Annotated in this window: 12 protein-coding genes; 7 read left to right on the forward strand and 5 right to left on the reverse strand. The window is 69.7% G+C overall.

Annotation, left to right across the window (positions count from 1 at the left end; translation table 11 throughout):
* Positions 1–132 precede the first annotated feature (132 nt).
* Positions 133–834 carry a TetR/AcrR family transcriptional regulator gene (locus tag ACEN2M_RS17940; RefSeq protein ID WP_441649501.1) on the reverse strand — a complete coding sequence of 234 codons (702 nt, stop codon included), beginning with the start codon at positions 832–834 and terminating at the stop codon, positions 133–135.
* Positions 835–1040: 206 nt separating this feature from the next.
* On the opposite strand from ACEN2M_RS17940, the gene kynA reads away from it, so the two are divergent.
* The 5 genes from kynA to purQ are packed head-to-tail and all read left to right on the forward strand — an operon-like array spanning position 1041 to position 5346.
* Positions 1041–1895, forward strand: a complete 855-nt coding sequence (kynA, locus tag ACEN2M_RS17945) for a tryptophan 2,3-dioxygenase (protein ID WP_441649502.1) — start codon at positions 1041–1043, stop codon at positions 1893–1895.
* A complete protein-coding gene (locus tag ACEN2M_RS17950) occupies positions 1892–2995 on the forward strand; it encodes a hypothetical protein (RefSeq protein ID WP_441649503.1) in 1104 nt (367 codons plus the stop codon). The genes kynA and ACEN2M_RS17950 overlap by 4 nt, the downstream gene beginning before the upstream one ends.
* Complete coding sequence (locus ACEN2M_RS17955) at positions 2992–4338, forward strand: kynureninase (RefSeq protein WP_441649504.1); 1347 nt, start codon at positions 2992–2994, stop codon at positions 4336–4338. Before ACEN2M_RS17950 ends, ACEN2M_RS17955 begins: the two co-directional genes overlap by 4 nt.
* A gap of 40 nt (positions 4339–4378) precedes the next feature.
* The gene (gene purS / locus ACEN2M_RS17960) at positions 4379–4648 is read left to right on the forward strand and encodes a phosphoribosylformylglycinamidine synthase subunit PurS (protein WP_441649505.1); all 270 of its coding nucleotides are present in this window, start codon (positions 4379–4381) and stop codon (positions 4646–4648) included.
* Positions 4648–5346 carry a phosphoribosylformylglycinamidine synthase subunit PurQ gene (gene purQ / locus ACEN2M_RS17965; RefSeq protein ID WP_441649506.1) on the forward strand — a complete coding sequence of 233 codons (699 nt, stop codon included), beginning with the start codon at positions 4648–4650 and terminating at the stop codon, positions 5344–5346. The genes purS and purQ overlap by 1 nt, the downstream gene beginning before the upstream one ends.
* A gap of 70 nt (positions 5347–5416) precedes the next feature.
* On the opposite strand, the gene mgrA is transcribed toward purQ, so the two are convergent.
* Positions 5417–6442, reverse strand: coding sequence for an L-glyceraldehyde 3-phosphate reductase (gene mgrA, locus ACEN2M_RS17970; RefSeq protein ID WP_441649507.1), 1026 nt, complete (start codon positions 6440–6442; stop codon positions 5417–5419).
* 121 nt (positions 6443–6563) lie between these two features.
* Here mgrA and ACEN2M_RS17975 point away from each other — a divergent pair, with 121 nt between their 5' ends.
* On the forward strand, positions 6564–7034 hold the full coding sequence (locus ACEN2M_RS17975; RefSeq protein ID WP_441649508.1) for a DUF3817 domain-containing protein: 471 nt from the start codon (positions 6564–6566) through the stop codon (positions 7032–7034).
* Between the two features lie 176 nt (positions 7035–7210).
* Here the strand turns inward: ACEN2M_RS17975 and ACEN2M_RS17980 are convergent, their stop codons facing one another.
* The 3 genes from ACEN2M_RS17980 to ACEN2M_RS17990 form a co-directional block, all read right to left on the reverse strand.
* On the reverse strand, positions 7211–7882 hold the full coding sequence (locus ACEN2M_RS17980) for a hypothetical protein (protein ID WP_441649509.1): 672 nt from the start codon (positions 7880–7882) through the stop codon (positions 7211–7213).
* Positions 7883–8017: 135 nt separating this feature from the next.
* Complete coding sequence (locus tag ACEN2M_RS17985) at positions 8018–8689, reverse strand: hypothetical protein (RefSeq protein ID WP_441649510.1); 672 nt, start codon at positions 8687–8689, stop codon at positions 8018–8020.
* Between the two features lie 77 nt (positions 8690–8766).
* Positions 8767–9489 (reverse strand): hypothetical protein, encoded by a 723-nt coding sequence (locus ACEN2M_RS17990; protein WP_441649511.1) that lies wholly within the window; start codon positions 9487–9489, stop codon positions 8767–8769.
* Positions 9490–9625: 136 nt separating this feature from the next.
* Between ACEN2M_RS17990 and purL the strand changes: the two genes are divergently transcribed.
* Positions 9626–11932: a phosphoribosylformylglycinamidine synthase subunit PurL gene (gene purL / locus ACEN2M_RS17995; protein WP_441649512.1), complete on the forward strand. Its 2307-nt coding sequence runs from the start codon at positions 9626–9628 to the stop codon at positions 11930–11932.
* Positions 11933–12082: the final 150 nt, after the last annotated feature.

Raw genomic sequence — 12082 nt, forward strand, 5'->3', positions numbered from 1 at the left:
AGGTTAGGCGCGGCGGCACAGGTTAGGCGCGGCGGCACAGGTTAGAACATGCGCCGCCGGGAACAACACGTGCCGCGGGCACTAACGCGTGCCACGAGCGGGCCTCGGCCCGGCGGCGGGGTCAGCCGTGGGTCAGCGGGCGGTGCGGGAGCCGCGGGCCGCGCGCGTGGCACGACGGGTGAGCCCGTGCACGGTGGCCTGGAACTCCTTGACGCTCAGCGGACGCCCGGGCAGCTTGGGCCGCGGCTTCTCGGGCATGCGCAGACCGTCGAGGGCGAGGGAGAGCTGCCGGCGCCACTGACCGGTGTACCCGCCGCCGAGGGCGCCGAGCGAACCGATCATGGTGACGAGCACGGCGAGGTCCATCGAGTCGACATCCGGGCGCAGGTCGCCGTCTTTCTTCGCCTGCAGAATCAGCGAGGTGAGAAAACTCTCGAGCTCCACCGACGGCCGCGCCGTGGGGTCGATGGTGGCCATCCGCTTGAGGATCGGCGGCAACGACGGGTCGGCCACCAGCCATTCGGCGAGGCGTTCGGTGTAGAGCACCACACCCGCCCAGGCCGTGGGGGCCGCCTCGATCTCGCTGCGCACCGCGAACAACTCGGCCAGGGCGATGTCGTAGAGGGCCCGCACGAGGTCGTCGCGGGTGGGGAAGTTGCGGTACAGCGTGGCAACGCCCACGTCGGCGCGGCGGGCGATCTCCTCGAGCGAGGCGTCGACGCCGTGCTCGGCGATCAGGCTGCGGGCTTCGTCGATGAGGCGCTCACGGTTCTGCCGGGCGTCGCGGCGCCGCGGTTGAGACGCGTCCTGCGGGGGCCGGGCAGAGGTAGTCATGGGGTCGATTCTAGAACCACTTCCTGCGAACACGCGGAGGGATGCCTCCCCCACCAAGCCACACCACGGGTCGGCAGCGCGGATGCCCGCGTCGCACTGGCGTGTCGGCCCGGTGCAGCACCGCGGTGTTGCGCCTGCGCGCCCGAGCCCACACAATTCAGGGAACAGAACCGGGCCTTCGTGCCCGCCCGGCGGAAACGGAAACCATGCCAGTCGAGAACAACTCCCGCGACCTCGAGCCGGGGATCGTCACGGATCTGCGCAACCGGATGAGCTACGGCGGCTACCTCGATCTGGACACCCTGCTGTCGGCACAGCAACCGGTGAGCGAACCCGCACATCACGACGAGCTGCTCTTCATCATCCAGCACCAGACCACCGAGCTCTGGCTCAAGCTGGTGCTGCACGAACTGCGCGCCGCCGCGGAGCACCTGCGGCAGGACAGGTTGCCGCCGGCACTCAAGGGCATCGCCAGGGTCAAGCACATCCAGCGCACCCTCACCGAACAGTGGTCGGTGCTCGCGACCCTCACGCCCTCCGAATACGCCCAGTTCCGGGACTTCCTCGGCAGTTCTTCCGGGTTCCAGTCGTACCAGTACCGTGCGGTGGAGTTCGTGCTCGGCAACAAGCATCCGCGCATGCTCGAGGTCTTCGCCGATGACGCCGAGGCCCTCGCCCTGCTCACCGAGGTGTACGAGGCGCCGAGCATCTACGACGAGTTCCTGCGCTACCTGCACCGGCAGGGCTTCGACATCCCGGCCGCGGTGCTCGACCGGGACGTGACCGAGGCCTGGGTTCTGCACCCCGAACTCGTGCATACCTTCCGTGGCATATACGAGAACGAGACCGAGAACTGGAACGTGTACGAGGCCTGCGAGGAACTCGTCGACCTCGAGGACAACTTCCAGCTCTGGCGGTTCCGGCACCTCAAGACGGTGCAACGCATCATCGGCATGAAGCCGGGCACCGGCGGCTCCAGCGGCGCCGGGTTTCTGCAGAAGGCGCTTGAGCTGACCTTCTTCCCCGAGCTGTTCGCCGTGCGCACCGAGGTGGGCCGATGACGGTGCTGCTGCCCGGGTTTCTGGATGCGCACGCACACCTCGCGCTGATCGACCCGACGCAGTTGGCCGCCGGCGGCATCGCCAGGGTGCTCGACCTGGGCGGCTGGTGGCCCGCCGCGGATGCCCCTGGCGGTGTCGCCGCGGCCGCAGCGCTGGGGGTGGCCGGCACTGACGCTGTGCCCAGTGCGGCCGGTGCGGCCGACGCGGCCGGCCCCGACGCGCGCTACGCGGGCCAGTTCCTCGGGGCGCCGGGCGGCTACCCCAGCCGGCAGGCCTGGGCTCCCGCGGGCAGCGCCTGTGCGGTGGGCTCACCGGGTGAGGCGGCCGGCGCGGTGGCCCGGCAGGCCGCGGGCGGCGCATCCGTGATCAAGGTCACGCTCAATTCGGCCGCCGGCCCGGTGCTCGACACCGCCACCCTCGCGGCGATCGTGGCCGCCGCCCACGAGCGGATGCTGCCCGTGGCCGCCCACACCGAGGGGCCCGGCCAGGCCGACGCCGCCTTCACGGCCGGGGTCGACCTGCTCGCGCACACCCCGTTCACCGACAGACTGCCGGGCGAGCTGCTCGGCCGGATGGCCGGCCGGCTCACCTGGATCAGCACCCTGGACATCCACGGCTGGGGTGAACCGACCGCGGCATTCCACGTCGCGAGCGACAACCTGGCCCGGTTCCACACCGCGGGCGGCCGGGTGCTCTACGGCACCGACCTGGGCAACGGGCCGCTGCCGGTGGGGCTCAACCGCCGCGAGATCGCGGCGCTGCTGGCCTGCGGGCTCTCCCCCGATGACGTGCTGGCCGCGCTCACGGCCGACTACCCGGGTTACCCGAACGGGCCGATACCCGCGGCGGTGTCGCCCGCACGCCCGTCCGCATCCACACCCGCACTCGCACTCGCACCCGCACTCGCACCGGGCGTCAGCCCCGCCGGTGCGCGCCGGGTTACCGTTATACCCGGCGACCGCCCCACCGACCCGCACGACCTGACCGGTTTCATCGACTGGCTGCTCCGCGCTCAGGCACTGCCCGCCCACGCACTCCCCGCCCACGCACAGCCCGCCCGCGCACTCCCCCGGCCCGACCTCGAGGACCACCGATCATGACCCAGCACGACAGCACTGTTGCCGACGGGCTCGACGCGCACCTCGCGTTCGCCCGGCGGATGGACCGCATCGACGGCCTCGCCCACTACCGCCGCCGGTTCGTGGGCCTCGACGACGCCACCGTGAACGCCGCCGTGAACGCCGCCACGGCCGCCGGCAACGACGCGGCGCCGTCGATCGTCTACCTCGACGGCAACTCGCTGGGCCGCCCCACCACCGCCAGCGTGCAGCGGATCACCGAGTTCCTCACCGGAGCCTGGGGCACCCGGCTGATCCGCGGCTGGGACGACGAGTGGATGCAGCTGCCGCTGACCATCGGCGACGCCCTCGGCCGGGCCGCGCTCGGCGCCGCCCCCGGCCAGGTCTACATCGGCGACTCCACCACCGTGACCCTCTACAAGCTCGCCCGCGCGGCCGTGGACTCGCTGCCGGCCCGCAGCGAGATCGTGCTCGACACCGACAACTTCCCCACCGACCGCTACGTGCTCGCCGGCATCGCCGCCGAGCGCGGCCTCACCCTGCGCTGGATCGAATCGAGCACCACCGGCGGCGTCACCGTCGACCAGGTGCGCGCCGTCGTAGGCCCGCAGACCGCGCTCGTGGTGCTCAGCCACGTGGCCTACCGCTCCGGCTTCCTCGCCGATGTGCCCGCGATCACCGCCGCCGTGCACGAGGCCGGCGCGCTCGTGCTTTGGGACCTCTGCCACTCGGCCGGCTCGGTGCCGGTGAACCTCGACCTCGACGGCGTCGACCTAGCCGTGGGCTGCTCGTACAAATACCTCAACGGCGGCCCGGGGGCCCCCGCGTACGGCTATGTGCGCGCCGAGCTGCAGCCCGATCTGTCCCAGCCGATCCAGGGCTGGATGGGCGCCGCCGACGTGTTCGCGATGGGGCCGGAGTACGTGCCGGCCCAGGGCATCCGTCGCTTCATGAGCGGCACCCCGGCGATCGTGGGCATGCTCGCCATGCAGGACACCATCGCCATGATCGACGAGGTGGGCATCGAAGCGGTGCGCGCCAAATCGGTGGCGCTCACCGAGTTCGCGATCGAGCTGGTGGATGCCTGGCTGGTGCCGCTGGGCGTCACCGTGGCCTCCCCGCGCGAGCACACGCACCGCGGCGGGCACGTCACCGTGAATCACCCGGCCATGCGGCAGGTCACCCGGATCCTCTGGGAGCACGACGTGATCCCCGACTTCCGCGCCCCGGAGGGACTGCGCATCGGCCTCTCACCGCTGAGCACCAGCTTCGTGGAGACCTACCAGGGCGTCGCCGCCGTGCGCGATGTGCTGCGCGGCATCCTGCTGGGCCAGGCCGGACTCGCGCCGGGTGATGGCCTGTAGAATCGTCAGCATCCGCCCCCGACGTCTTACGGAGTGAGCCATGCCAACCATCGTCGTAGAAGTTATGCCCAAGGCAGAACTGCTCGATCCCCAGGGCAAGGCCGTCGCCGGCGCCCTCCGCCGCCTGGGCAAGACCGAGTTCACCGGCGTGCGCGTCGGCAAGCGGTTCGAACTCACCGTTGACGGGCCCGCGGATGCCGCGCTGCTCGCCGAGGTGCGGGAACTCGCCGACACCGTGCTCTGCAACACCGTGATCGAGGACGTGACCGACATCTACGTGCTCGAGGTCGCCGCCGGGGAAACGCACTGATGCGCATCGGCGTCGTCACCTTCCCGGGCTCGCTCGACGACCGCGACGCCCAGCGCGCCATCCGCCTGGCCGGCGCCACCCCGGTGGCCCTCTGGCACGGCGAGCACGACCTGCACGGCGTGGACGCCCTGGTGCTGCCCGGCGGCTTCAGCTACGGCGACTACCTGCGCGCCGGCGCCATCGCCAGCCTCTCGCCGATCATGGCCGAGGTCATCGACGCCGCCAACAAGGGGATGCCCGTGCTCGGCATCTGCAACGGCTTCCAGATGCTCACCGAGGCGCACCTGCTCGAGGGCGGGCTCATTCGCAACGAGGCCGGCGCGTTCATCTGCCGCGACCAGCGCCTGCGCATCGAGAACAGCTCGACGGACTGGACGAACGGTTTCACCGACAAGCAGGAGATCACCATCCCGCTGAAGAACGGCGAGGGCGGCTTCATCGCGTCGACCGAGACCCTGGCCCGCCTCGAGGGTGAGGGCCGCGTCATCGCCCGGTACCTCGACGTGAACCCGAACGGCTCGCTGAACGACATCGCCGGCGTCACCAACGAGCGTGGCAACGTGGTGGGCCTGATGCCGCACCCCGAGCATGCCGTGGAGCCCGGTTTCGGACCCGACACCGCTGCCGCTATGCGGAGCGGCGTGGACGGGCTCGCGTTCTTCACCTCGGTGATCGAGCGGTCGCTGGTGAACGCCTAGGTTTCTGCGCTCCGGTTTTGTCACGAGTTGCCCCGGTTCGCCGGGGCAACCCGTTTCGTTAAGGGAACGGTTAGACGGCGCTGGACGGCTCCCAGAGGTTGATGCCCAGGTCCACGGCGTGCTCGTCGATCGCGGTGACCTCCTCGTCGGTGAAGACCAGGTTGTCGATCGCGGCGATGTTGGTCTCCAGCTGCTTCACAGAGGACGCGCCGACGAGCGCGGAAGTGACGGTGCCGCGCCGCAGCACCCACGACAGCGCGAGCTGCGCGAGCGACTGACCACGCGCATCCGCGATCTCGGTCAGGGCACGGATGCGCCCCACCGTCGCGTCGTTCACCATGTCACGGCTCATCGACCCGGCCTGCGACGCGCGCGAGCCCTCCGGCACCCCGTTGAGGTAGCGGTCGGTGAGCAGCCCCTGGGCCAGCGGGGAGAACGCGATGCAGCCCACGCCGATGTCATCGAGAGTGTCGAGCAGGCCGCCCTCGACCCAACGGTTGAACATCGAGTAGGACGGCTGGTGGATCAGCAGCGGCGTGCCCATCTCGGCCAGGATCGCGGCGGCCTGCCGGGTGCGTTCGGGCGAATAGGACGAGATGCCGGCGTACAACGCCCGGCCGCTCGTGACGGCCGTGTGCAGCGCGCCCATGGTCTCCTCGAGCGGGGTGTCCGGGTCGGCCCGGTGCGAGTAGAAGATGTCGACGTAGTCCAGTCCCATCCGGTTCAGCGACTGGTCGAGACTGGAGAGCAAGTACTTGCGCGAGCCGAAGTTGCCGTACGGCCCCGGCCACATGTCGTAGCCGGCCTTGGTGGAGATGACGGTCTCGTCGCGGTGGGCGGCGAAGTCCTCGCCGAAGATGCGGCCGAAGTTCGTTTCGGCGCTGCCGTAGGGCGGGCCGTAGTTGTTGGCCAGGTCGAAATGGGTGACCCCGAGGTCGAAGGCCCGCCGCAGGATCGCGCGCTGCGTCTCCACCGGCACGGTGCCACCGAAGTTCTGCCACAGGCCCAGCGAGATCGCGGGCAGCTTGAGGCCGCTCCGGCCGGTGCGGCGGTAGGGCATGGAGTCGTAACGGGTTTCTGCAGGAAGGTACGTCATCTCCTCATGCTGGCACAGTGGGCTGGGTGAGAGTCCAACCTTCGACGGATGCTCCGCTCAGGCTGGGCTGGCAGTCTGGGATCAGACCTGCCCACCATCCACCTCGTACGGAGCCTCCCCCGTGTCACCCCGCCTGCTCTACCGCATCCTGTCCATCGCCGAGGCGATCACCTGGACGATCCTGATCACCGCGATGCTGCTCAAGTACGTATTCACGCCCGGCGAGTTCGGCGACGGCGCCGTGCGGGTGGGCGGTTTTGTGCACGGGCTGGTGTTCCTGGCCTACGGCATCACCGCGGTGCTCGTGGGTGTGAACCAGCGCTGGCGGCCCCGGCTGATGCTGCTCGCCGTGTCCACCGCCGTGGTGCCCTTCGCCACGATCCCGTTCGACCGCTGGCTCGAGCGCCGCAACCTACTCGACGGCGGCTGGCGCCGGGAGGCCACGGACGACCCCCGGGACCACACCGTGGTGAGCCGGCTGCTGCGGTTCGGGTTGGCGCGACCGCTGCTGCTGGCATCCGTGCTCGTGGTGGGCCTGGTCGCGGTCTTCACGACCCTGCTCGTGATGGGCCCGCCCGGCGGCGAGAGCTAGCCACCCGCACCGCACCCGTCCCTCGATTCAGGCCCGCGTTCGAACCGAGGCGCGCTCGCCCGGGCCCGCGCTCGACCCGGCCCGAGTGCGCCGAGCGCGGGGTACGCGCCGTTATGCGGGTGGCGCGCCACCCGCATAACGGCGCCTGGCCCGCGTAGCCGCACGGACCGGGTGCGTCAGTCGGCTTCTTCAGGCCCGAAGACGCGGTCGAGCCAGGCGTCAGTTTCTGCGTCGCCCGCGCCGGGTTCGCCGCTGGCGAAGTAGACGCTCAGGTTGAACCTGAGCGGTCCATTTGTCATTACGACCGAATTCGTGCTGGTTGCGGCAGCCCGTGCGCTCCCGTCGAAACCGGTTGCCTCGGACACCTGGGACATCCGGTAGCCGGCCCAGCCGTCCCGGGTGATGTCAACCAGCGTGCCAGTTCCGCGCGCCCCCGCTGCGTTCGTTTCGGCATTCGCGGGAATGTCGAAGTCGCCGGTGAACAGAATATCGGCGGCCTTGCTCTTGCCTGCCCACTCCTCCGCCACCTCGTCGGTGTCAAACTCGGCGACGTTCAAGTCCACGACGGCGGCGGTCACCGCGGTGACACCCTCACGGAGGTCCTTTCCTTGACTTGAGGTGACGGGCACGATCACCTCGTTGCCGCAACTGGTCAGACCGGCGATCTCCGCCGTGCACAACTTCCCCGTCTCGTAGTTTTCCAGCCATTCCGCCTCGGTGGGGAACGTCGCCGCGATCTCCGCCGCGATCTCCTTCGGATCGGCCGGCGGTGTGGCAGTCGGTGCAGGCGCCGGTGCTTTCTCGGCGGACCCGGCCGCGCATCCGCCCAGCAACAGGCTCAGGGCCATCAGGCCGATCGCCGCCCGCCGCGCCAGCCTGGTGGTGGATATGGACGTGTGACGTGTCATGGAGCCCCCCGCTCGCGGGGACCGGTGCCCCTGGCGCAACCCTAACGTGCGCGTCGGCACGCGCAGCTCAACGGGTTATTCGGGCCCGAAGACGCGGTCGAGCCAGGCGTTCGCCTCGGCCTCGGCGACGCCGGGTTCGGCGCTCGCCTCGTAGAGACGAAAGGTGAAAACGAGTGGTCCGTTCCTCATCCAGATCGACGAATCAAGGTGGATGACACTGGTCGCGCCGCCGTCGACGGTCTCGACTGGCACCTGGGTCAGCCGGTACCCGGCCCACCCCGCCCGCTCGTAGTCGGTGACGGTGCCCGTGCCAACGTCGGAGCCCTCGACGATGAGGGTGTCCTCCACTTCTGCTCGGTCGACCTCTGCCTGCGCCGCTTCGTCGGACTCCCATTCCTCGACAGCCAGGACGACCGTCTGGCCGGTCACGGCGGTCGCTCCGTCACGCAGGTTGACGCCGTTGCTGAACACTCCCGGTCTGATCGTTTCCACGCCGTCGCAACTGTCCGGCCCGGTAGCCGAGCAGAACACCGCATTGCCATAGGTCTCGAGCCACTCCGCCTCGGTGGGGAACGCCGCCGCGACATCGGCCATGATCGCCGTCGGATCTGTCGGCGGCGCGGCCGTGGCCGCCGGAGTCGAGTCCGCTGGTTCCGTGCGGGGCCCGGCCGAGCATCCGCTCAACAGCAGGCTTAGAGCCATCAGGCCGATCGCGGCCCGCCTGGCCGCGGATGTTCGACGTGTCATAGAGCCCCCCGCTCGCAGGGCCGCTGCCCCTGGCGCAACTCTAACGGGCGCTCTTCGCGGCACCGCTGATCGCCGGCCTATTCGGGCCCGAAGACGCGGTCGAGCCACGCGTTCACCTCGGCATCGGCGACGCCGGGTTCGGCGCTCGCCCGATCGACATTCACACTGAACGCAAGTGGTCCGTGTGTCATCTGGATCACGGTGGTCGTGCTGAAGGGGGCAATGGCGGCCCCATCGCTACCGGTCATTTCAGCGCGGTGGTAACTGCGGTAACCCACCCACCCCTGCCGCTCGAAATCAACCAGGGTGCCCGATCCGCGTAACCCGACCTCCCGGGTCTCTTCATTCATAGGGATGTCAAAATCACCGGTGTGGACGGTGTCTTTTTCCCTGGCGGCTCGTAACAACTCTTGCGCTGTTTCCTCGGAATCCCATTCCACGATCGAGAGATGAACCCACTGGGCCGTCACGGCCGTGACGCCGGCGCGCAGGTCGCTGCCGTGGCTGTTCGTGCCGGGGATCTGCACGTCGTTCCCGCACGTGGTCGGGCCGGGGACCTCCGCGGTGCACAATTCCCCGGACTCGTAGTTTTCCAGCCATTCCGCCTCGGTGGGGAACGTCGCCGCGATCTCCGCCGCGATCTCCTTCGGATCGGACGTGGGCGCGGCTGTCGGTGCAGGCGCCGGTGCTTTCTCGGCGGGCCCGGCCGAGCATCCGCTCAGCAACAGGCTCAGAGCCATCAGGCCGATCGCCGCCCGCCGCGCCAGTCCGGTGGCGGATATGGACGTGTGACGTGTCATGGAGCCCCCCGCTCGCGGGGACCGGTGCCCCTGGCGCAACCCTAACGTTCGCGATAGACCGCACCGGCCCGGCGAGGATGCGTCGCCGGTAGACTAAGCGGGTCAAGCATCCGCTATCTCTGGGAGAACGCCACTCGTGACCGCTGTTTCCAACACATCCTCCCGCGGCGTCGCTGACACCGTGACCAATGCGATCGCCACACCCGAGAAGGAGCAGCCGTACGCTGCCCTCGGGTTGACGCCCGGCGAATACGCCGAGATCCGCACCATCCTGGGCCGCCGCCCCACCTCGGGTGAGCTCGCCATGTACTCGGTGATGTGGAGCGAGCACTGCTCCTACAAGAGCTCGAAGAAGTACCTGCGTCAGTTCGGCGACAAGGTCTCCCCCGCCATGAAGAAGAACCTGATGGTGGGCATGGGCGAGAACGCCGGTGTGCTCGACGTGGGCGAGGGCTGGGCCGTCACCTTCAAGATCGAGTCGCACAACCACCCCTCCTACATCGAACCGTTCCAGGGCGCCGCGACCGGCGTCGGCGGCATCGTGCGCGACATCATCTCGATGGGCGCCCGCCCCGTCGCCGTGATGGACGCCCTCCGCTTCGGCGACATCAACGACCCGGACACCGCCCGGGTTGTGCACGGCGTGGTCTCCGGCATCAGCTTCTACGGCAACTGCCTGGGCCTGCCCAACATCGGCGGCGAGACCTGGTTCGACTCCGTCTACCAGGGCAACCCGCTGGTCAACGCGCTCTCCGTGGGCGTGCTGCGCCACGAGGACCTGCACCTGGCCAACGCGTCGGGTGCCGGCAACAAGGTGGTGCTCTTCGGGGCCCGCACCGGCGGCGACGGCATCGGCGGCGCATCCATTCTGGCCTCGGACACGTTCTCTGAGGGCGGCCCGACCAAGCGGCCCGCCGTGCAGGTGGGCGACCCGTTCGCCGAGAAGGTGCTCATCGAGTGCTGCCTCGAGCTGTACCGCGAGAAGCTCGTCGAGGGCATCCAGGACCTGGGCGCCGCGGGCATCTCCTGCGCCACCAGCGAGCTGGCCTCCAACGGCGACGGCGGCATGTACATCCAGTTGGAGAAGGTGCTGCTGCGGGACCCGTCCTTGACTGCCGAAGAGATCCTGATGAGCGAGAGCCAGGAGCGCATGATGGCCGTCGTCACGCCGGAGAAGCTCGCCGGCTTCCTCGCCGTGGTCGAGAAGTGGGACGTGGAGACCAGCGTGCTCGGCGAGGTCACCGACTCCGGCCGCCTGATCATCGACTTCCACGGCGAAGAGATCGTCAACGTCGACCCGCGCACCGTCGCCGTCGACGGCCCGGTCTACGACCGCCCGGTGGCCTACCCCACCTGGATCGACGCTCTGCAGGCCGATTCCGCGATGGCGTTGCCGCGGGCGACGGATGCCGCGACGCTGCAGGAGCAGTTCCTCGCGCTGCTCGGCTCGCCCAACCTGGCCGACCCGAGCTGGATCACCGACCAGTACGACCGGTACGTGATGGGCAACACCGCCCTGTCGTTCCCTGACGACGCCGGCATGGTCCGCATCGACGAGGAGTCCGGCCTCGGCTTCGTCATCTCCACCGACGCCAACGGCCGCTACTGCCAGCTCGATCCGTACCGCGGCGCCCAGCTGGCCCTCGCCGAGGCGTACCGCAACGTGGCCGTCACCGGCGCCGTGCCGGTGGGCATCAGCGACTGCCTCAACTTCGGCTCGCCCGAGAACCCCGAGGTCATGTGGCAGTTCTCCCAGGCCGTTGAGGGCCTGGCGGATGGCTGCCTCGAGCTGGAGATCCCGGTCACCGGCGGCAACGTGTCGTTCTACAACCAGACCGGCGACCAGCCGATCCACCCGACCCCGGTCGTGGCCGTGCTCGGCGTGATCGACGACGTGGCCCGCCGCGTGCCCAGCGGCTGGCAGGACGACGGCCACAACATCTACCTGCTCGGCATCACCCGCGAGGAGCTCGACGGCTCCGCGTGGAGCGCCGTGGTGCACGACCACCTCGGCGGGGTGCCGCCCGTGGTGGACCTCGGCCGCGAAGCCGACCTCGCCGGGCTGCTGCACGCCGCGTCGATCGAGGCTTTGATCGACAGCGCGCACGACCTCTCCACGGGCGGCCTCGCGCAGGCCCTCGCCGAGGCCGTACTGCGGTTCGGCGTTGGCGCCCGGGTCTGGCTCGGCGACATCCTCGAGCGCGACGGAGTTGACGCATCCGTGGCCCTGTTCTCGGAGTCGACCGGCCGCGTGCTGGTGAGCGTGCCGCGCGAAGACGACGTGAAGTTCATGGGTCTCTGCGAAGGCCGCAACTACCCGGTGCTGCGCATCGGTGTGACGGATGCCACGGCGCCGGAGCTGGAGATTCAGGACTACTTCACGGTGCCGCTGACCGAGCTGCAGTCGCGCCACCGCAGCACGCTGCCGAACGCGTTCGCGTAACGCCGCCGCGCTCGCTCGCTCGGGGCCTGTTCCGCGAAAGCGGGCGTGGGGGGGGGGGGGGGGGGGGGGGGGGGAGGGAGGAGAGAGGACAGGGGGGGGGGAGGGGGGGGGAAGAGGAGGAGAAATGGAGAGTGGGGAGATGGGGGCCTT

Origin of the sequence: Cryobacterium sp. W22_MBD10_FK3, assembly GCF_052113745.1 — a bacterium.
Lineage (GTDB): Bacteria > Actinomycetota > Actinomycetes > Actinomycetales > Microbacteriaceae > Cryobacterium.